Here is a 20,351-nt window from a genome sequence, read left to right as displayed (position 1 = left end):
AGCCCGACCTCAGAGCCCGACCTCAGAGCCCGGCCCGTCAGAGCCCGGCCCGTCGGAGCCGGGCGCCGCGCGCTGATCGGGTCAGCGTTCGCCGCGGCGTTCCAGGACCGGCTTGACGTCGATGATCGGCGTGCCGTCGAGCGCCTCCAGGCCGGCGACGCGGATCCGCAGGCCCTCGACGGCGAGCACGGTGATGCGGTGCAGCCCGACCGGGTTGGGGCGGTCGGGTGAGCGGGTGCTGAACACGCCGGTCAGCGGGCGGCTGTGGTCGTCCCGCGGGTGAACCAGCAGGACGTCCCGGGCGGCGCGGTCCAGCCAGGTGAGGAGCACCAGTTCGGCGCCGGGCACGATGTCGCGGAGCCCGTCGGCGACGCCGTCGGTGAAGACCAGCCATGCCTCGGGTGCGCCCTCGTCGCCCTGTTTCGGCGCTGATCCGCGCTCGACCAGGGGCGACTCAACCGTGCCGATGGGGAGGATTTCGTACATCAACGGACCGTACAGCGGTCAGTCCTTCATCGCCGCGACCACCTCGCGTTCACACTCCGGCATCTTGTCCATGCCCTTCGAGATCGACCGGCTGTCGTTCCCGTCCCCGCCGAGCGCGATGCTGATGCCGTCCTCGGCGACCGCCACGTACTTGACGCCCTTGCCCTTGAGGCACTTGACGACCTTGACGGCGAAGTCGCGCGACTCCGGGTTGGCCGGGTCCTTCTCCCACGGCGGCAGCGGCATGTACAGCGGCTCGCAGATGCGGTTCGCCTTGTCGAACTTCGCGTTCTCGGCGGCGGTCGCCGGCCTCGGCGCGCCGACCGGGCCGCCGCGGCCGGAGGCCTTCTGCGGGACGCCGTTCTCCCCCATGCATTGCTTGTACGGCTTCAGCAGCGCCTCGTACTCCTCGGGCGTGGTGTCCAGCCGTTCCCGCGGCCGTTGCGGCTTCTTCGACGCGGACGCGTCCGGCGTGGGTGCGGTGCTCTGCAACGTCGCCACCTTCGCACCGCCTCCGGGCGCGGCAGCCTCGTCCTTCGACGACCCGCAGGCCGGCAGCGCGACCACCGCGACCGCGGCCAGCACCAGCGCGTAACTCCTCCGCATGGAATGTGCCCTCCTGTCCGGGACGAGGCAGGATTCTTCCTCGCCGCGGGGGCAAGCCTGACGGGCAATGTTGAGGATCGTGTCAGGTTCGTCGGCCCGCTTCTCGGCAACCGGCGTACGGCTCGCGGGTCGCGCGACCCGTACCCGACAGGGCATAGTGACCGGCGGCTCCATCGACCGATGGCGCTGCCCTGGGAGAAGGTGGTGGGGAGTGACGACGCGCTTACGTGCCCGCTGGGCCCGTGCCGCCGCAGTGGCCGCGTTGATCGGCGGAGTGTTCGTGGTGGCCGAGGCACCCGCCACGGCTGCTCCACAGGTCGTCCGGCTCCTCAGCGTGTCCAAGGAGAACATGCGGCCCGGCGACAGCGTGCGCGTGAAGTTCCGCGTCACGAATCCCGGCCGCGCGCCCGAATCGGCGTACGTTCTGGTCAGCGGTGGTCTGCGGTGCACCACCGGATGCGAGGCCCGGCTGAACCTCGGAGCCGGCCGCAGCCAGACCTTCCAGGCCACGCTCGTCGCGCCCCAGGTGGATCCGGGGATGACCGGTCTCAACATCGCGATCGGTGTCCACCTCGCCGGGCAGAACCACATGGACTACAAGATGGTGTACGTCTACAGCAGGGACACGCCCCTGCCCGGCGGCGGCAGCGGCGAGGACGAGCCCGACGCCGGGGTGGCCCGCGTCTCCGGCCGGGTCCGCGACGCCGACGGCGAGGCCCTCCGCGGCGCGGCCGTGACCGTCCGGGACGCCAAGGGACACAAGTACACGACGACCAGCGACCGCAACGGCCGCTTCGCCATCAAGTCGAGCCCCGACCGCACCATCGCCGAGGGCTCGATCACCGTCGTCGCGACCCTGGACGGCTACCGCACCGCGCGCACGACCGTCCGGGGCAACGCCGGCGACACCGCCACCGTGCGCCTGACCCTGACCGCCAAGGCCGCACCCACCACCAAGCCACCCGCGTCGGCCACCGCCGACCCGCTCGCCGCGGCCGGCACCGCCGAGCAGGACCAGACACCCCCCGCCTCGCCTCCGCCCACCCTCAAGGCCGTCAGCGGCGAGGGCCCGAGCACGACGTGGCTGCTCCTGGGCGGCCTGCTGGTCGCGGCTGGCCTGGGTGCGCTCGTGCTGCTGATCCTGCGCCGCCGGAACGCCCCGGAGGAGCAGCCGGCGCCGGCACCCGCAGCAACCCAGTTGATGGCCCCGGTCGGCGCGAGCCTGGGCGACGCCCCGACCGCGGTGCTGCGCACCGGACCCCCGCACGGCGGTTTCCCGCAGCCGGGACACGACCCCTACCGGTAGGGCCGCCGCCGCTGAGGCAGCCGAAAGTCGTAGCGGGCGAACGCCTTGATCGATCCGCGGTCTGATGTGGCCGGCCCGGTGCCGCGCCTACCGTCTCAGCCATGATCGACCGGGAATCAGCCGCATCGTTGTCCTCAGTCCGCCGCGTTCGGCGGCGGCTTGCCGTGCCTCGCCGGGTGGTTGCGGCCGTTGCGTTGGCCGTTGCCGGCGGGGTGCTGGCCACCGTGTCCGTGGGGTTCGGTGCGGAGGCGGATGCGGGGCAGCGGCCCGTCGCGGATCCGTTGCGGGGCTTCCGGCAGCAGGTCGTCAAGTGGGGTGCCTGCCCCGAGGACGCTGGCGCCGTCGAGGGGCTGCGGTGTGCTTCGGTGGTGGTGCCGTTGGATTATCGGCGGCCGTACGGTGATCGGATCCGGATTGCGGTGTCCCGGCTGCCGGGGGTGGGTCGCGGGCCGCACCGGCCGCTGTTCCTGAATCCGGGCGGCCCCGGCGGGTCGGCGCTGGACATGCCGGCGTCGTTCCGGGCCGAGGCTCCGGCGGCCGTGCTGCGGCAGTACGACCTGATCGGGATGGATCCGCGCGGGCTCGGGCACGGCACGGCGCTGGACTGCAAGCTCAGCGATGAGCGGGAAGTGTTCGTGGACCAGTGGTCGTACCCGTACCGCCGGGAGACGTTCGGGAAGGTCGCCGACACCAGCCGGCGGATCGCGGAGGCCTGCGCGCGGGCGGTCGGGCCGGAGATGGCGCACTTCACCACCGCGAACACCGCGCGGGACATGGACCTGGTCCGCGGTCTTCTCGGCGCGCCGAAACTGTCGTACTTCGGCGTTTCCTACGGCACGTACCTGGGCGCTGTCTACACGCAGCTGTTCCCGCAGCGCGCGGACCGGATCGTGCTGGACAGCGCGGTCGACCCGACCCGGTCCTGGCGGGGCGTGAGCCTGCTGCAGGCCGAGGCGGCCGGGCCGGCGTTCGACCGCTGGGTGGCGTGGGCGGCCCGGCACGACTCGGTCTATCACCTCGGCCGTACCCCGGAGCAGGTCCGCAGGACGTTCGGTGAGCTGCTGCGCCGGCCCGGCGAGCCGGAGCCGGGTGAGGAGATTCAGGGCAGCTACGGCGACCAGCTGCGGGCGTACATGACTCGGGACGCGGTCCACGTCAAGGACACGTCCGAGTACGTGGCCGCGCAGAAGTTCGGCACGGATCCGGTCGGCGACCCGGACGTCGTCGACAACCCGAACCCGGTGGACGAGGACGGGCCGGCCGACGGGACCGAGCCGGAAGGCCGGCCGCAGCCGACCGGCCCGGCGTCGGTGCTGCCGTCCAGCGAGGACCCGGACGCCAACTTCTACGCACTGAACATGGTGATCCAGTGCGGCGAGGGCCGCGACTGGCCGACCGGCGCGGCCCGGTACCGGCGGGAGGCCGCGGCTGCCCGGGCGCGCGGATCGCTGGGTGGCGACCTGAAGGCCAACGTCAAGCCCTGCGCGTACTGGAAGATCCGCTCCGCGGAACCACCGGTGACCGTGCGCAATACCGTTCCCGCTCTGATCGTGCAGAACCAGTGGGACGCGAACACGCCGCTGGCCGGAGCCCGCGCCGCCCACCGGGCGCTGGCCGGCTCGCGGATGGTGACCGTCCGCAACGGCGAGGGCCACGGCATCTACCTGGAGCAGGGCAACCGCTGCGCCCGGGACCGGGTGAGCGCGTACCTGACGACGGGCAGGCTGCCGGCCGCCGACCTCACCTGCGTCGCCCCGGAGCCGAAGCCCTGACGGCCGGCCGGCCCGGCGATCCCCGCCGGCCGGCTACCGCCACACCTGCACGCGGCAGTTGAAGGCGCCGGTCCCGTTGTTGTGCACGTCGTCGTTGATCCACAGCTGCAGGTCCCCGCCGGCGCCGCCGTAGGTCCGGCGGGGCACCTCCGGGCCGGCATAGGTCCACGCCTCGTCGCCGACCCGGAAGATCAGCGAGAACTGCCGGGCGTCCGGTCGGCCGTGCAGCGGGAAGCGCGGGTTGTCGGTGATCCAGTCCACCCAGCCTTCCGGTCCGTTGTTCCCGGTGAACCAGACGCCGGCCCAGATGGCTCCCCGTCCGGTGAGGGCGATCTGGTCACCGGGCTTGATGGTGACCCCGGCACCGACCGGCTCGGTCGCCGATTCCGGGACCTCCACCCACCGGTCGTGCACGAGCTGGGCGTTCGGCGGGTGAACGGCGACATCGACGAAGGACCGGGTTCCGGGTACGGCCGACAGATCGCACCAGCGGTCGGTCAGGGACAGGTAGCTGACGCCGACCCGGTAGTTGCCGGGCGCACCGGCCGCGAAGGTGTCGCTGCGCCGCACGATGGTGTGCGACTCGCCGGGCTGGAGCATCGTCACGCCGGGCTCGGCCCCGTGCAGGAGATGGTCGGCGTTGAAGCCCTTCGGGTCGCGGACGTACACGTAGAGGTTCTTGAAACGGGACGGGTACTGGCCCATGTTCTTGATCGTGGCAGTGACCTCGAGCCCTCCCCCGGCCGCGACGTCGGTGGAGCCGTTGATCCGGATGCCCTCGGTGATGGCCAGATCGACGTAGCGGGGCGTCCACGGGGGCTGCTCGTCCCAGTTGTAGACGTCGGCGGCGAACCAGCCTCGGTAGCCGTCGCTGATGCCCGGGGCGCAGACCTCGACACCCCGGTCGGGTACGTCGAACGGCCGGAGCTCGCATTCCTGGTCGGGATGGTTAGGGTCGTACACGTACAGCTTCATCGGTGTCGTCTCGTAGCCGTAGCACAGCACCTGGTGCCCACCGAAGACGTCGTTCTGACCGAGCGACCAGAGGCCCACCAGGCACGGCCGCCCGGCGTCGATCCGCCTGCGGATCTCGGTGAACTCGGCGCCTACCGAGGCCCGGTGGCCGTCCGCGACGGAGCCGGGGCCGAACAGCCAGCGGTTGTACACCAGGGCGGTGGTGAGGGAGTGCACCTGCCGTTCGTAGATGGCCGACTGGAGCCGGCCGCCCTCGGCGGGCACCTCCGCGCCGCCGAGGTCGTTGCCGTGCTCGGCCGTGGCGAAGTGGTTGGGCGCGGCGATGCCGTTGCGCCAGTGATCCAGGGCGCCCATGGACATGCCACCGCAGAGTCCTCTGGTGACGATGCCCGGGGCGACGTGCGTGACGAACCTGTTCGCGAAGTGGTAGCCGTGCTTGCGCGGGTCGAACGAGGTGATCTTCATGTCGGTTGACTCCTGTTCCTATCGGATGATGACGGTGCCGCCGGAGGCGAGGTCGCCTTCGCAGGCGAAGGCGTACATCCCCGGCTCGGTGAAGGTGATCCGGTAGGTGGCGCCGCCGCGGATCGGGTTGGTGCCGACCCCCCGCGGCAGGTCGCCATCGGTCGCGACCAGGGCACACCTGGCGTCGCGTTCGTTCACCCAGACGACCGTGGAGCCCCGGCCCAGCGTGGCGCTGCGGGGCAGGAACTCCGGCCAGCCGGGGCCGGAGGTGATGCGGATCCGCTGCTCGCGGACCGGTGCGTGCCCGGCCTGCGGGGACATCGGCCCGATGCCGGAGGCGAGGTCGCGGCTGAGGGTGACCATGGCGAGCACGAAGAGCCCGGTGAGGATCGCCATGGACCAGCTGATCACCAGGGCCGCGGTGACGAGGCCACCGCCACCCTCGCGGGTACGCCGGATGCGCCGGCGGGCGGCGTACCCGACGGGCAGCGCGGCCGGCCACAGGCCGATGATCGACAGCAGGAACGCCGCCACGGCCAGGGCGCAGAACCGCTTCGCGTGCTCGTAGTAGTCGGGCGCGTGGTGCTGGTACTGGACATTGTGGATGTCCCGGCCCGCCTGGCTGACGTTGCCGCCCGCGCCGACGTTGCCGAAGGTCACGCCGGGCGGCGGGGCAACCCGCGCGCGGCCGCGGGCGGTCATTCCCGCCGCCCGTGGTGGTGGATGACGTCGCGGCCGGACTGGGTGACATCACCGCCCGCCCGGACGTCACCGAACGACACCCCGGACGGCCTTACCGCGGGCTCGGCAGTGGGCTCGGCCGGCTTGCGGCGGCCGAGCAGCCGACGGGTCACCTCGGCCACCCCGGCCGACGCGGCGGCGGTGGCGATGGCGATCAATTCGAGGGCCATGGGTTTCTCCCTTTCTTCGGCGAGGCGTGCACTGGGAAGGCGTTCGGTCGGGGGGAACAAAATCGTTCTGTCGCCGGAACGGGTGAAACTCCGAATTCCGGCTCGCCATAACGGGCAAATACCTATAATTGCGCCGTGTTCATCGGCCGGGCCGCTCAGCTGCGAGCAATCGAGGCGGAGATCGACGCCGCCGCGGAAGGCGCCGCCCGGGCCGTGCATCTCGTCGGCGAGGCCGGGATCGGCAAGACCTCGCTCGCCCGGCGGGCCGCGGCGGAGGCGGAATCGCGCGGCTTCACGGTCTCGTGGGGGTGCGCCTGGGGCGGCGCCCTGGCCCCGCCGTACTGGCTCTGGTCGCAGGTCCTCGACGACCTGGACGTGCCGTTGCCGGAGCCGGACGCCGATCAGGGCCCCGCCGCCCGGGCCATGCTGCTGCGGGCGTTCCTCAACGGCATGCGGGTCGCGGCGAGCGGACGGCCGCTGCTCATCGTCCTCGACGACCTGCACGACGCCGACCCGGCCTCCCTGATGCTGACCGGTGCCCTGCTCCGCAGCCTGCCCCACCGGGCGTTGCTGCTGGTGTCGACGCAGCGGCCGGGGCACGAGCGCCTCGACGAGGTGAACCGGGAGGGCGTGGTGATGCCGGTTCCGGCGTTCGGCGCCGAGGACATCGCCGAACTCATCGCCGGCTGCTCGCCCGCCGACCCCGTCGACGCCGGTGCGCTGTTGCGGCTCACCGGCGGAAACCCGTTCTACGCCGTCGAATCGCTGCGCACCGGGGCGGAGTCGGCGGCCGGGCGGCGCCTCGGCGCTCTCCGGTCCTCCTGGGACGACGACACCGGGCGGGTCGTCTCGGCCGCGGCGGTGCTCGGACCGTGCCCGGCGCCGGGCCTGATCGCCGCGGTGGCGGACCTTCCTCCCGTACGGTGCACAGCCGCACTCACCAGCGCGGTGTCCGCCGGCCTGCTCGACGAACACCACCGGTTCCGGCACGCGCTGCTGCAGGAACACTGCTACGCGAGCATCCCGGTGGCGGAACGCGTGGTGTTGCACGCAGCGGCGGCCGACGCGATCGATCGGGTCGGTGCGGCACTCGGCCAGGCGGCCGCGCTCGCCCACCACCGCCGGGCAGCCGTCCTGCACGGAGATCCGGCCGTCGCCGTCGACGCCACCTGCGCGGCGGCCCGCGTCGCACTGCACGCGTACGCCCCGGAGGACGCGGTCGCTCAGTGCACCGCCGGGCTCGCGTGCATCGCCGCGTACGGGAACGAGGCGACGACGTGGCGGGCCCGGCTGCTCACCCTGCGGGGCGAGGCGGAGGCAATGGCCGGCGACCCGCTGACCGGCTGGCGGAGCCTGACCGAGGCGATCGGACTGGCGTCCGCGGCCGCCGACCCGGTCCTCGTGGCCGAGGCGGCGCTGCGGCTGCCCCGCCGCGAACGTTTCCTGCTCCACGATCCCGAGCTGGGCCGGCACGTCGCCGACGCCCTCGACGGGCTGGGCACCGATCATCCGGCCCTGCGCGTGCGACTCCTCACGAAGCTCGCGTACGACTCCGCGATGAGCGACGACGACGCTGCGGGGCAGGACATCCGGAACCTCGCCACCGCCGACCAGGTGGTGGCGCAGGCACGGGCCGTCGGTGACCCGGGGCTGCTCGCCGAGGCGCTCAGTACCAAGCTCTTCGCCTCGTGGGCGCCCGAGACCCTCGACGACCGGCTTACCCTCGGCCCCGAGATAGCGCGGCTCGGTCGCCGGACCGGCGACCTCTCGCGCGAGCTGGACGGCCTGCTGTGGCAGTTCATGGCCGAGGTGGAGAGCGGGCGCATCGACGATGCCCACACCACGCTGGCCGGCTACACCTTTCGCGCCGAGCGCGGCGGCCGGCCGGATCACCTTGCCTTCGCCCGGTCCCGCGCGGCGGCGATGGCGTCGCTGCGGGGCCGCTACGAGGAGGCCGAACGGCTGGCCGACGCCGCCCGCGAACACTCCCACGCCGCCGGGTCACCGGACACCGAATCCCTCTACCTGACGCAGCTGGGGGCCTGGGCCTGGGCGCGCGGCGGCGAGACGGCCGAACGGCTGCTCGACGCCTACCGCTCCTGGGACGCCCGCGCCAACCCGCTGATGTCGGTCGTCATGTACCTGTACCTGGACCGGCCCGAGGCGGCACGCCTGCCGCTGCGGGCGACGAAGTCGATGCTCGCCCACACCCCCGGGCCGCCGAGACTCTTCGGGTACAAGATCCTCGCCGAGGCGGCGTTCCTGCTCGACGAGCGTGACCTCGCGGCGGACCTGTACGAGCGGATGCTGCCGTTCCCGGACCGCTGCGTGATCAGCAGTGGCGGCGCCGCGGCACACGGCGCCATCAACCAGGCGCTCGGCGTCTGCGCCATGACCATCGGCGACCTCGACGCCGCCGTACGGTGGCTCAGATCCGCGATCGACCAGAACCGTTCGTACAGTGCGGATCCCTATGTGGCCGCGAGCCAGGCCGACCTGGCCGACGCGCTGCTGCGCCGCAACGACGACCCCGCCGAGGCGGCGGGCCTGCTCGCGGAGGCCGCCGCGACCGCCGAACGGCTCGGCATGGACCGGCTGAGCGCGCGGGTCGGCGAGCTGCGCAAGGGACTGCCGGACGACGACCGCGCACTGGCCCGCACCATCGCCGTGCTCGGCGCCGACGCGGACCGCAGCCTGCTCGCCGCCGCCTGCGGCCTGCCCCCGGAGCGTTTCCTCGCCGCGGTCGCGCGTGCACCCCTCGCGCCGCCGGACATCACGCCGGACGAGCGGCGCGCCGACCTGCTCCGGGCCGCCGCCGCGATCGACCGGCTCGGCCTGCGCCGCCGGTACCTCGGTGACGTCGCCCGCTACCGGCTCGAGGCCCTGCCCGCCGGCGACCCGGCGACCGCCGTGGGCGCGGCGCTCGAGGCCGCCCGGGAAGCGTTGCACCGCTTCCGGCCGGCCGAGGCCGCCGAGCGATGTACCACGGCTCTCGACGCCATCGCCCCGTACGCCGACCAGGCCCGCGGCTGGCGCGCCGAGTTGCTGACCGTTCTCGGCACCGCGCAGGCCGATGCCGGTGCCCGCGACGCCGCGACCCGGACCCTCACCGAGGCCGCCGACCTCGCCGACCTCGCCGGCGTGCCGGAGGTGGCGATCGACGCCGTGCTGGGCATGCCCCTCGATGCCCGGTTCGAGATCGGCAGCTGCGGCCCTGTCGAGTCCGCGCTGCGTGCCCGGCTCGACACCGCACCGGCCGCCCATCGGGCCCGCCTGCTGGCCCGGCTCGGCGCCGACGCGCTGGCCGCGCGGCCCGGCGCCGTCCGGGAACGCGAGCGCCTCGTCGATCAGGCCGTCGACGAAGCACACGCGATCGGCGACGGGCCACTGCTGGTCACGACGCTGGCCGCCTGGCTGCGTACGGTTCTCGGGCCGGACCGCATCCAGCAGCGGCTCACGAGGGGCGCCGAGACGGTGGACCTCGCCAGGCGGCACGGCCGGCCGGCCGGGGAGCTTCAGGCGCGACTCAGCCTGTTCACCGCGTTGCTCACGACGGGCCGGATCGAGCAGGCCGAGGCGGAGCTGCATCAGTACGAGAAGCTCGCCACCAGGATCGACGCACCGCTGTTCCGGATGTACGCCCACTCACGCCGGGCCACGCTCGCGACCCTTCGCGGCGAGTTCGCCGACGCCGAGCGGCTCATCCGGGACGCCCACCGCGCCGGCGGCACCGTCACCCCGGACGCGCACCTGCTGTACGGCCTGCAGGTCCTCGCCCTCGGCTGGGCCCGAGGCCGGATCGACGACGAAGCCTGCCTCGCCTCGGTACGCCGGACCGCCCCCGCGCACGAGCTCATCGTCGGCTACCTGCTGCACAAGGACGGCCGGCTGCACGAGGCACGACAGCAACTGCGGGCCTCGATGAAGACCCTGGACGTCATGCCGCCCGGCTTCGAGCTCTTCGGACTGACGCTCGTCACCGGTCTCGCGCACCGCCTCGGCGACGCGGAAGCCGCCGCCGAGCTGAGGTCGCGGCTCACGCCGTACGCGCACCACGTCGCCGTCGCCGGCACCGGTTCGGTGTGCCTCGGCAGCGTCGCCCGGCCGCTCGGCCTGTGCGCGGCCACGACCGGCGACCTCGATGCCGCTGCCGCGCTGCTCCGGCAGGCGCTGGCCGTCGACCGGGGGCTGGGCGCGTTGCCGTTCGTCGCCGCGGGCGCCCACGAGCTCGCCGCCGTGCTGGCCCGCCGCAACGGCCCGGGTGACCCGGCGGAGGCCTCGGCGCTCCGGGCCGAGGCGGAGGCCCTCGCCGCCCGGCTGGGCGTGACGTTGCGACCCGAGGCATCCGCCCCGGCGCCGGGCGGCGTCACCCTCAGCCGCCAGGGGGACTCCTGGTGCCTGACCTGCCAGGGCCGCACGGCGACCCTGCGGCATTCGAAGGGCATCGCCCAGCTCGCGGTCCTGCTGGCCCATCCCGGGCGGGACATCCCGGCGATCGAGCTGGCGGGCGGCATCGGCGGCACCGGCCGGACGCCCGTGCTGGACGACGCCGCGAAGCTCGCGTACAGGAACAGGATCGCCGCCCTCAAGGCCCGGATGGCGGAGGGCGACGACGCGACCGCGGCCGGACGCGAATACGCCTTCCTGGTCCGCACGCTCAAGCAGGCCACCGGGCTGCGCGGCCGCACCCGCCTGATCAGCGACGAGGACGAGCGGGCCCGCGTCAACGTGACCCGCACGCTGCGCAAGGCCATCGACCACATCGTCACGGTCGACGAGGCGGCCGGCCTCTACCTGCACGGGACCATCTCGACGGGCATCCGCTGCCGCTTCGAGCCGGCCTGACGGCCGGCGGCATCACGCCCCGCGCAGGTGATGGCCGGCCTCGCCGATGCTCTCGGGGCGCGCGCCTTCGATGATCGCGACCATTCGCCGCAGGGCCGACTGCATGTAGCGCTGCCACAGGGGCCGGAAGGGTCCCGCGACGATCCACCGGCGTCCGGGGCGGGGCTTGAACTCGTACGTCCACCGGATGATCGTGCCCTCGCCGTCGGGGAGGAACGAGAATTCGCCGCGTACGCCGAGCGCCAGGGTGGCCAGTGCGTTGGTGAAGCCGGTCAGTTCGTACGCGAAGCCGCGGCCGTCGACGTATTCGGTGAGTGACTCGGTGACGGAAGTGCCGTCGGTGAACCGGGGTCGCCGGGAGGCTCCGGCGCGGTCCCAGGTGCCGGTCTGGTCCGCCACGGCGGCCACCCCCGGGAACAGCCGGTCGGCGAGGAACACCCGGGTCAGATCGATCGGGGCGAGGATCCGGAATGCGTCGGCGGGCCCCGCGGAGGTCCGGGCGAGAACGGTGATCGGAACGGTCCTGTCTGCGCTGGTGATAAGCATGCGATCAGCTTCGGCCCGGGCCGCGGCGGCAACCAGATACCTGCCCGGCCCTGGTACCGCCGGTACGCAGGGTGCGATCATGCGCCGATGAACGCGGTGACCTTCGGTGCCCTGGTGCGGCGCTGGCGTGATCGGCTCGATCCGGCCGACGCCGGGTTCACCCGGACGGCCAAGAGCCGCGCCCCCGGCCTGCGACGCGAGGAACTCGCCGGCTTGGCCGGCCTGTCGGTCGAGTACGTGCTGCGTCTCGAGCAGGGCCGCGCCACGAATCCCTCGACGCAGGTGGTGGCCGCGATCACCCGGGCTCTTCAGCTGCGCCGCCCGGAGCGGGACCAGCTCTTCCGCGCGGCCGGGCTGCTGCCGCCGCAGGACGGCATGGTGGACCACCATGTGCCGCCGGGCGTTCAGCGACTCGCGGCCAGGCTCGGCGACGTGCCGATCGGCATCTTCGCCGCGGACTGGAGCCTGGTGTGGTGGAACCAGATGTGGAACGCCCTGCACGGTGACCCGTCCGTCATCCCCCAGCCGGAGCGCACCATCGTCCACATGCTGTTCGGCACCGGGCCGGCGGCCGCGTACCTGCGGCCGTTGCGGTCGACTGCGGGGCCCGAGGCGTTCGCGAGCACCATCGTCGCTGATCTCCGGGAGGTCTCGGAACGGTACCCGGCGGATGCCCGGCTGGCGGCGCTGGTGGCCGGCTTCCGGCAGTCGTCGCCGGAATTCGAGCGGCTGTGGGCGACGGCCGGCCCCTCGCCGCTGATCAGCGACGAGAAGACGGTGACCCACCCGGAGGTCGGCGACGTGACGGTGGACTGCGATGTGCTCACGGTCCCCGGCGCCGACCTGCGGATCGTGACCTATACCGCGGCCGCGGGCTCCCCCGACGCCGACAAGCTGGACTGGCTGCGGGTGACGGCCGGTCAGTCGTACGGTCCGGTGGCCCGCACGAACTGAGATCAACAACCTGACGTACGACAACTTGCCCTTTAGCCTGATATGACCGATTCAATGGCAGGGGGCGCTGGTGGACTTCGGACCGGACTATTTCCGGGAGGTGCGGCGGTTCGGGGTCGGGGTCGGCATCAACCCGTCGGACTTCCACCCGTCGTACCTCGCGGACGGAGTCGACTTCTTCGAGGTCACGGCGCCCAGCGTGCGGCATCGCGGGACTGCGCCGTACAGCCTGGGGGCCGCCTCCGGGAGCGGCGGCGGATTCGAGCGACGCGGGATTCCGGATCTGGCCGCGACCGCCACCGTGCTGGTGCACAGCACCAACATCAACCCCGTCTACGCGGAGGCTCCGGCCGAGGCGGACCTCGTACGGCTGGGCGAACTGCTGCGGCTGACCGGCGCACCCTGGGTGACCGAGGACCTCGGCGTCTGGCTGATGAGCGAGCGGCACGTCTACCCGCACTTCATGCCGCTGCCCCTGACCGCCGACACGCTGGCCGTGGCCACCGAGAACATCCGGTTCGTGCAGGACGTCCTCGGCCTGCCGTTCAACGCCGAGTTCCCGCCCATGACCTACGTCGTCGGGGACATGAACGCCTTCGAGTTCTTCGCGCGGCTCTGCGACGCCACGGGCTGCGGCATGTGTCTCGACGTCGGGCACGTGCTCAGCTATCAGCTGGCCCGGGGCGCGTCCGCGTCGGCCGGCTTCCACCGCATCCCCTGGGACAGCGTCACCGAGATCCACTTCGCCGGCGGCAGCATCGACCTCGTCCGCGAGGGCTTCCAGTATCACGACGTCCACGGCGACCTCGAGGTCGTGTCGATCTGCCTCGACCTCATCGACGAGATCGTCGAAACCGCACCCCACCTGCGGGCGATCGCGCTCGAGCTGTTCGGCGCCCGCTCACCGGGAAGGGCCCTGGACCGATTGCGTACGGCGAGAGCACGGCCCACGGTCAACGCCTGGCTGGCCGGCGTCCCCGCACAGAGCGGCACGCCGGATCCGGAGGCGGCCCGGGAACGGGTCAGGACGCTGTCCGTGGCGATGTACGACCTGCTGCACACCGACCAGCCGATCTCGGGCGCCCGGCTCGGCGGGGTGGCCGGCGTGTTCGCGGCCGACGAACAGCGGCGCTGGGACCGCGACCGGCAGGCCCGGCTGAAGGCGCTCGGCAAGAGCCTCGTGGCGTACTACCCGGTCACCGCCGGCTGGCTCCGCCGCACCCGCGACTGGACCAGCGAGCACCTGTACGCCCGCCTCATCGCGGCGGTCGACGGCACCGCCCCACCGGGCGCCGAGGCGGTGGCCGGCGGGCTGCACACCCTGCTCCAGGAAGGCGAGTCGGGGCTTCTGCACGACTTGCTCGACTGCGAGACCTGGATGAACCAGTGCGTCAACGGCCTGGCGGTTCCGCACAAGCGCCGCTTCGGCATCGACGCCGATGCGGCCTCCGCGGCACTGACGGAGCCCGCCGCCCGGCTCGACTCCTTCGCCGGTCCGGTCGAGCTGATCTACCTGGGCGACAACGGTTTCGTACGACGCGGAGCAGCGGCGGTCCCGGCCGTCCGCGACGCCGTCGAGCCGGCCGCCTGCGGCACGGCACGATGCTGCACCGGCGACTGAATCGCACCGTTGTCTCCGGTTTCGAGCGGAGGAAGTGATCTGCCCGATATCGTGGGTATGAGAGCTTTTCGACTCAGGGGGAACACATGACGCAGTTGTGCGAACAGGTACGCCGGGACGCGTACAAGCCGCCGGCGCTGGAGCCGCTCGGCTCGCTCCGGTCCCTGACCAGGGGCGCGGGACCGGACGGCGAACTGGTCGTCACGGTGACCGGCGGAGGCATCCCCGGCGGGGTGTTCGACGACTCGGACGCCCGGGCCGTCCTGGTCTAGCACTCGACGCCCGGACCGGGGCTGCCCCGGTCCGGGCGTCCGGCGGGCAGGGCCCACGCCGCGTCGATCGCCGACGGCGACCATCGGTCGAAGAGTTCGGCGGCCCGCCCGGCTGCCGCGAGCGCCTCGTGCGCCGGCCGGTCCACGTCGGCGGCAGCCAGCCGGTGAAGCGGGAAACGCTCGGCGTGCGGCGTCCCCGCCGGGCGTTCGCCCCTCCTCACCAGGGCCTCCACCACATCCACCAGCAGTTCCGCCGCCGCCTCGTCGGCCGCCGCCTCCAGGTCGGCCAGCGCGCACGGGCCGGGCGGCACCGGCAGCAGCCGGCGGGCGACCACCGGCCCGGTGTCGATCCCGGCGTCAACCAGGTGCACGGTCGCGCCCAGCGCCACCCCGGCCGCGAGCGAATAGCCGACCACGCCGCAGCCACGGACCCACGGCAACAGCGCCGGGTGCGCGTTGAGCACGCCCGAACCCGCGGTGGCGATGATGTGCGGTCGCAGCACTCCGCCGCCCCCGAGCACCAGGTAGTCCGGTGCGAGCCGGCGCAGGTCCCGCTCCAGCCGGCGACTGTTCAGGTAGCCGGTCACGATGACCCGCCGGCACCTGGCCTCGAACCAGCGGCGACGCCTGCGGTACAACCGGAACCTCCGCCGCACCGACCGGGCGGCGCTCGCCGGCCACCGCGCGAGCCGGTGCAGGCCACTCTCGCCGGGCCGGGCCGGCGGCGGCTCGAGCCCGCCGGCGAGCACGAGAACGGCGTCGAGCACGATCCCGCGCCGGTGCAGGCGGTCGAGGAGCAGCAGCCCCCGGTGCCCGGCGGACGTGGTCATGACGATCCGGGTCATCGCTCCGACCGTACGGACGCGCCCGCCGACCCGGGCCGCCACGACCCGGAATCACCCGGCGGAGTCCGCTCAGCCCATCACCACAGCGGGCGGCACGGCTCGGAGCCGCCCCGAGGTCCGAGCTGGGCGCCGGAATCGCCCCGAGGGTTCGGGCCGGCGGCTGCTACAGCGGGCCGCTCTCGGCGGCGGGCTCGGCGCGGCGCTCGAAGACGGCCGCGGCCAGGCCGCCGCCCGCGCCGACGGCGGAGCCCGCCAGGTGCAGGACGGTGCCGATCACGCCGACGACGCCCGCGGTGCCGGTCAGGTGTCCGGTGCCGGCGCCGTTGATGAGGCTGATGATCGCGAACGCCACGATGATCACGATTCCGAGGAGGGCGCCGACCGCGGGCGCCCAGCTCCGCCGCACGAAGGCAACGATCAATGCGCCCGCGACGAGGATCAGCAGGTTGGGCGGCGGATAGAACGGAAAGTACGCGCCGGCGGCCCACATGATCGCATTTCCGGCCGCCCCGACGGCAAGGCCGATGACAGTGAAGCCGCGCGGTGTGAGCGTCATGCCAACCCTCCGGTCCGCTTCGCCGGCACCACAGTGGTCAACCGCCGCGCCGGAGATCCTAGGGCCTGCCACCCGATCCGGCCAGATGCTCCGGAAGTTCCGGAGCACATCGTCGATTTCGCAGGTCGTGTTGTTACATCTGGAAACATTCCTTAACAAGCGTTAGCATTCCAACGCATAGAAGTTCGTCTATCCCTATTTCCCCGCACCCTCACCCCCATCCCCACCCGAAGGAGCTGATCGAGGTGATGACAACGATGTCAAGGCGCGCCGAGTGCCTGATGTCCGTCGCCGTCCTGACGACCGGCGCGGCCCTGTCCGCCGGCCCGGCACCCGCGAAAGCAGACCCCGAAAAGACCGCCCGGGCCACCACAGCCGCCGATCCAGCACCCCCGCCCACCGGAGCCGCTGCGGGCGGCGGGCGGGCCGTCCACTTCGTATCCGGCGCTACCGGGCTCTCCGCCGCCGACAGGGCCCGCATCGACCGCCAGCGGCCCCTTGTCGCCGCCGCCACCAAGATCCGGTGGGACGTCGAACGGCACCGCTACCCCGGGTACGCCGGCATCGTGCTCGAAGACGCGCACGTGGTGCTGTGGTGGAAGGGCACGGTTCCCCGGGGCATGGCCGACGTGGTCGCCGACGCCTCCCGCATCGCCCCGGTGCGCGTCCGGGCCGCCGCCCACTCGGACGCCGAACTGCGCGCCGCCGCCGCCCGCCTCGAGGCGGAACGGGGTGCGGACATCGACAGCATCAAGCTGCGCCCGGACGGCAGCGGGCTGCTGGTCGGCGTACGCGGATCGGGTTCCCGGGTCTTCTCCGACCAGGCCGTGCCGATCTCCGTGGTGACGGAGGAGCCGCTGCGACCGATCAGCCGCGACGACGACTGGGCGCCCTGGAAGGGCGGGGCGACCACCGTGAACGCGACCCGCTCGACGGCTTGCACGGCAGGCTTCGGCGTACGGTCGGGCAGTGCCAGCTATGTGCTGACCGCCGCGCACTGCGGGCAGACGGGTGACCGGATCCAGGACGCCCGCGGCGAGTTCATCGGCAACGTCGGCCCCCGCCACCAGGACCACGACGTCGAGCTGATCCCCACCAGCAGTGTCGACGGGTACGTGTACATCGGCACCCCGACCGACGGCGCCGCGGCCTCGGTCGAGGGGTGGGGCTGGACATTCATCGGCGAGTACCTGTGCCAGTCCGGCGTCAGCAGCTCCCGCGAGCTCGGCCGGCCGGTGTGCAACCTGAAGGTGCTCTTCTACTACGCCGACCGGGAGGACCTCGTCGAGGCGGAGCAGACCCAGGGCCAGACCGCCGCCCGCCCCGGCGACAGCGGCGGCCCGATCTACTCGGTGTCGGGCAACGGCAAGCTGATCGCGAAGGGCACGACCACCCGCGTCGCCGGCGCGCGCCTCGGCTTCCAGGACTACGGCACCGCCTGGCGCGACTTCAACATCACCCCCGCCACCAGGTAGAACGCGGGCGGCCCGCCGAGGTCCCGGCACCCAGGCGGGCCGCCCGCCGACCGAACCCGGCCGGACGGCGGGGCGGCCGGCGGAGAGCGGGCTCCGGTTCAGGCGCCGATCGTGTCCAGCTCGCGGAGGGCGTCCGCGGGCAGGTCGAGGCCGGCGCCCGCGACGTTCTCGCGGAGGTGGGCCACCGACGACGTGCCGGGGATCAGCAGGATGTTCGGCGAGCGCCGCAGGAGCCAGGCCAGCGCGACCGACAGCGGGCTCGCCCCGAGCCGGGCCGCGACCCGCCCCAGCACGTCGGACTGCAACGGCGTGAAGCCGCCGAGCGGGAAGTACGGCACGTACGCGATGCCCTGCGCGGCGAGCGAGTCGACCAGGTCGTCGTCGACCCGGTGCGCCAGGTTGTAGTAGTTCTGCACGCACACGACCGGGGCGATGGCCTGCGCCTCGGCGAGCTGTTCGGCGTTGACCGTGCTGAGGCCCAGGTGCCGGATCAGCCCCTGCTCCCGCAGCTCGGCCAGCGCGGTGAACGGCTCCTCGATCGAGCCCGGCTCCGGGGCGTCGAACCCGCCCACCCGCAGATTCACCACGTCCAGGACCTCGAGCCCGAGGTTCTCCAGGTTCTCGTGTACGGCCCGGCGCAGCTCCTCCGGCTTCCGGGCCCGCGGCCAGCCTCCCTCGGCGTCGCGGCGGGCGCCCACCTTGGTGACGAGGTGCAGGCTTTCCGCGTACGGATGAAGCGCCTCTCTGATGATCTGGTTCGTGACGTGCGGACCGTAGAAGTCGCTGGTGTCGATGTGCGTGATGCCGAGCTCGACGACCTCGCGCAGGACGGCGACGGCCGCGGCCCGGTCCGCCGGAGGGCCGAAGACGTGCGGGCCGGCCAGTTGCATCGCTCCGTAGCCCATGCGGGTCACCGTCAGGCCGTCGGCCAGGGTGAAGGTGCCGCCGGGAAGTGTCTGCGTCATCATGTCTCCCAGGCTCACCGGGATCGGCCCGGCCCGGGAGGTCCCCCGTGTTCCTGGTAGTGCGGGGACCAGGGACCGGACGGGTACGCGGCACTACCGTGAAGGCGTGGACAACGCGAACCCGCTGGGCGACTACCTGCGCGCCCGCCGGCAGCTGGTGAGCCCCGAAGACGTGGGGCTGCGCGCGACCGGCCTGCGCCGGGTCGCCGGGCTGCGCCGCGAGGAGGTGGCGACGCTGGCCGGCATCAGCGCCGACTACTACCTGCGGCTGGAACAGGGCCGCGACCGGCACCCGTCGGAGCAGGTGCTGGAGGCGCTGGCCCGGGTGCTGCACCTCGACGAGAGCGCCACCGATTATCTGCTGAGCCTGTCCCGCCCCCGGGCCCGGGCGCGCTCCCGTCCGCGCCGGGAACGGGTTCCGGTCGGCATCCGGCAGCTGATCGAGGTGATCGGCCTCCCGGCGTTCGTGGAGGGCCGCTACTTCGACGTCCTGGCGGCCAACGCCATGGCCCGGGCCCTCTCCCCCGCCCTGCGCGTCGGCGAGAACCGGCTCCGGTCGGTCTTTCTGGACCCGGCGGAACGCGAGCTCTACCCGGACTGGGAACGCGCCCTCGCCGGCATGGTGGCCGTGTTCCGCTCCTCGGTCGGCACGACCACGGACGATCCCCGGTACGCCCAGCTGGTCGGGGAGCTGTCGGTGGGAAGCGAGCACTTCCGGCGGCTGTGGGCCCGGCACGACGTGAAAATCCGGGAGGGCGCGCCGACGCGGCTGCGGCATCCCGAGGTGGGCGAGATGACGTTGCGCCGGGAGAAGCTCGGGGTCGGCGGGAGCGACGGGCTGCTGCTGGTGGTCTATCACGCGGAGCCGGGCACGGACAGCGCACGGTCGCTCGGGCTGCTGGGGTCGTTGGCGGCCTCGGAGTCCGTCGGCGAGCTGAAGCACGAGCCGGGACAGGACCAGCCCGGCACGCGCGCCGAGACAAGACCGGGCCCGGGCCGCGGCGGCCGGTGAGGCCGGGGCCCGGGCGCGCGAGAGCGAGGCCGGGGCCCGTGAGGCCGGGGCGCGAGAAGCCGGGGCCCGTGAGGCCGGGGCCCGGGCGCGCGAGAGCGGGGCCGGAGCGCGGGAGGGCGGCACGGTCAGGGCTGGACGTCGACGGGCGGGGCGCCGCGGGGTTTCCAGCCGGCCGGGGGATCCTCGCCGGTCAGGCCGTCCACCGACTCGCGGAGCAGGTCCGCGTGGCCGGTGTGGCGGCCGTACTCCTCGATCAGGTCGCAGAGCAGCCGGCGCAGGCTCGCTTGGCGGCCGTCCGCGCCCGAGACGTGCACGAGCTGGTCGAGGCCGCCGTCGGACAGGGCCGCGGCGAGGCGGCCTCGGGAGCGTGCCACGGCGGCGTCCCACAGCGCATACAGATCCTCGGGGGTGTCCTCGGCGGCGGAGGTGAACTCCCAGTCGGGGTCGTCGTCCCACGCGGCCCGCCGCCAGGGAGCGCCGGGCGCCTCGCCCCGGAGTTTCGTGGTGAAGGTGTAGTCCTCCACGAACGCCAGGTGCTTGAGCAGGGCGCCCAGGGTCAGCGACGACGCGCCGAGGCGGGTCCGCAGGCCGGCGCCGCCGAGACCGTCGGTCTTCCAGCGGAACGTCGTGCGCAGCCGGTCGAGCGCGCCGGCGAGATGCTCGGCCTCGGTGCCGGCAACGGGCGGTTCCCAGGGAAAATCGCTGCTCATGGGGCCACGGTAGTCCGATCCGGCGGGCC

The 20,351-nt window shown here is 73.2% G+C and carries 18 protein-coding genes; 8 read left to right on the top strand and 10 right to left on the bottom strand.

Going from position 1 to position 20,351, the window contains the following annotated elements:
• Nucleotides 1–81 precede the first annotated feature (81 nt).
• Nucleotides 82–486 carry a tRNA (N6-threonylcarbamoyladenosine(37)-N6)-methyltransferase TrmO gene (gene tsaA, locus CLV70_RS31935; RefSeq protein ID WP_106130349.1) on the bottom strand — a complete coding sequence of 135 codons (405 nt, stop codon included), beginning with the start codon at nt 484–486 and terminating at the stop codon, nt 82–84.
• A gap of 18 nt (nt 487–504) precedes the next feature.
• Entirely contained in the window at nt 505–1,092 is a 588-nt protein-coding gene (locus CLV70_RS31930; RefSeq protein WP_146164232.1) for a hypothetical protein, read from the bottom strand.
• 211 nt (nt 1,093–1,303) lie between these two features.
• Here CLV70_RS31930 and CLV70_RS31925 point away from each other — a divergent pair, with 211 nt between their 5' ends.
• Together CLV70_RS31925 and CLV70_RS31920 are read left to right on the top strand one after the other, a co-directional pair.
• Nucleotides 1,304–2,398 carry a carboxypeptidase-like regulatory domain-containing protein gene (locus tag CLV70_RS31925; protein ID WP_106130347.1) on the top strand — a complete coding sequence of 365 codons (1,095 nt, stop codon included), beginning with the start codon at nt 1,304–1,306 and terminating at the stop codon, nt 2,396–2,398.
• A 224-nt stretch (nt 2,399–2,622) separates the two neighbouring features.
• Nucleotides 2,623–4,170, top strand: coding sequence for an alpha/beta hydrolase (locus CLV70_RS31920; protein WP_146164231.1), 1,548 nt, complete (start codon nt 2,623–2,625; stop codon nt 4,168–4,170).
• A gap of 33 nt (nt 4,171–4,203) precedes the next feature.
• Here the strand turns inward: CLV70_RS31920 and CLV70_RS31915 are convergent, their stop codons facing one another.
• Genes CLV70_RS31915 through CLV70_RS31905 form a run of 3 tightly spaced genes read right to left on the bottom strand, consistent with a single transcriptional unit; the run spans nt 4,204 to nt 6,521 of the window.
• Entirely contained in the window at nt 4,204–5,610 is a 1,407-nt protein-coding gene (locus CLV70_RS31915; protein WP_106130345.1) for a hypothetical protein, read from the bottom strand.
• Between the two features lie 18 nt (nt 5,611–5,628).
• Nucleotides 5,629–6,312, bottom strand: a complete 684-nt coding sequence (locus tag CLV70_RS31910; RefSeq protein ID WP_106130344.1) for a cupredoxin domain-containing protein — start codon at nt 6,310–6,312, stop codon at nt 5,629–5,631.
• Nucleotides 6,309–6,521, bottom strand: coding sequence for a hypothetical protein (locus CLV70_RS31905; protein WP_106130343.1), 213 nt, complete (start codon nt 6,519–6,521; stop codon nt 6,309–6,311). The genes CLV70_RS31910 and CLV70_RS31905 overlap by 4 nt, the downstream gene beginning before the upstream one ends.
• Nucleotides 6,522–6,656: 135 nt before the next feature.
• On the opposite strand from CLV70_RS31905, the gene CLV70_RS39930 reads away from it, so the two are divergent.
• Nucleotides 6,657–11,366 (top strand): ATP-binding protein, encoded by a 4,710-nt coding sequence (locus tag CLV70_RS39930; protein ID WP_106130342.1) that lies wholly within the window; start codon nt 6,657–6,659, stop codon nt 11,364–11,366.
• A 12-nt stretch (nt 11,367–11,378) separates the two neighbouring features.
• Here the strand turns inward: CLV70_RS39930 and CLV70_RS31895 are convergent, their stop codons facing one another.
• Entirely contained in the window at nt 11,379–11,912 is a 534-nt protein-coding gene (locus CLV70_RS31895) for an SRPBCC family protein (protein WP_106130341.1), read from the bottom strand.
• A gap of 87 nt (nt 11,913–11,999) precedes the next feature.
• Here CLV70_RS31895 and CLV70_RS31890 point away from each other — a divergent pair, with 87 nt between their 5' ends.
• The 3 genes from CLV70_RS31890 (at nt 12,000) to CLV70_RS31880 (ending at nt 14,759) form a co-directional block, all read left to right on the top strand.
• Nucleotides 12,000–12,866, top strand: a complete 867-nt coding sequence (locus CLV70_RS31890; protein WP_106130340.1) for a helix-turn-helix transcriptional regulator — start codon at nt 12,000–12,002, stop codon at nt 12,864–12,866.
• A 70-nt stretch (nt 12,867–12,936) separates the two neighbouring features.
• Nucleotides 12,937–14,487, top strand: a complete 1,551-nt coding sequence (locus tag CLV70_RS31885) for a multinuclear nonheme iron-dependent oxidase (RefSeq protein ID WP_158277866.1) — start codon at nt 12,937–12,939, stop codon at nt 14,485–14,487.
• A gap of 86 nt (nt 14,488–14,573) precedes the next feature.
• A complete protein-coding gene (locus CLV70_RS31880) occupies nt 14,574–14,759 on the top strand; it encodes a lasso RiPP family leader peptide-containing protein (RefSeq protein WP_106130338.1) in 186 nt (61 codons plus the stop codon).
• On the opposite strand, the gene CLV70_RS31875 is transcribed toward CLV70_RS31880, so the two are convergent.
• Together CLV70_RS31875 and CLV70_RS39925 are read right to left on the bottom strand one after the other, a co-directional pair.
• The gene (locus tag CLV70_RS31875; protein WP_211303969.1) at nt 14,756–15,604 is read right to left on the bottom strand and encodes a formyltransferase family protein; all 849 of its coding nucleotides are present in this window, start codon (nt 15,602–15,604) and stop codon (nt 14,756–14,758) included. The two genes, CLV70_RS31880 and CLV70_RS31875, sit on opposite strands and share 4 nt — an antisense overlap.
• Before the next feature lie 163 nt (nt 15,605–15,767).
• Nucleotides 15,768–16,319 carry a hypothetical protein gene (locus CLV70_RS39925; RefSeq protein WP_158277865.1) on the bottom strand — a complete coding sequence of 184 codons (552 nt, stop codon included), beginning with the start codon at nt 16,317–16,319 and terminating at the stop codon, nt 15,768–15,770.
• Nucleotides 16,320–16,417: 98 nt separating this feature from the next.
• Between CLV70_RS39925 and CLV70_RS31865 the strand changes: the two genes are divergently transcribed.
• Nucleotides 16,418–17,635 (top strand): trypsin-like serine protease, encoded by a 1,218-nt coding sequence (locus CLV70_RS31865; protein ID WP_158277864.1) that lies wholly within the window; start codon nt 16,418–16,420, stop codon nt 17,633–17,635.
• Between the two features lie 98 nt (nt 17,636–17,733).
• Here the strand turns inward: CLV70_RS31865 and CLV70_RS31860 are convergent, their stop codons facing one another.
• Entirely contained in the window at nt 17,734–18,603 is an 870-nt protein-coding gene (locus CLV70_RS31860; protein WP_106130336.1) for an aldo/keto reductase family oxidoreductase, read from the bottom strand.
• A gap of 103 nt (nt 18,604–18,706) precedes the next feature.
• Between CLV70_RS31860 and CLV70_RS31855 the strand changes: the two genes are divergently transcribed.
• Nucleotides 18,707–19,612 carry a helix-turn-helix domain-containing protein gene (locus CLV70_RS31855; protein WP_245908590.1) on the top strand — a complete coding sequence of 302 codons (906 nt, stop codon included), beginning with the start codon at nt 18,707–18,709 and terminating at the stop codon, nt 19,610–19,612.
• 125 nt (nt 19,613–19,737) lie between these two features.
• On the opposite strand, the gene CLV70_RS31850 is transcribed toward CLV70_RS31855, so the two are convergent.
• Nucleotides 19,738–20,322 (bottom strand): DinB family protein, encoded by a 585-nt coding sequence (locus CLV70_RS31850; protein WP_106130334.1) that lies wholly within the window; start codon nt 20,320–20,322, stop codon nt 19,738–19,740.
• Nucleotides 20,323–20,351 lie beyond the last annotated feature (29 nt).

This window comes from Pseudosporangium ferrugineum (genome assembly GCF_003002065.1).
GTDB lineage: Bacteria > Actinomycetota > Actinomycetes > Mycobacteriales > Micromonosporaceae > Actinoplanes > Actinoplanes ferrugineus_A.
Note: the sequence above shows the minus strand (reverse complement) of the source record. Positions and strands in the feature narration are given on the sequence as shown.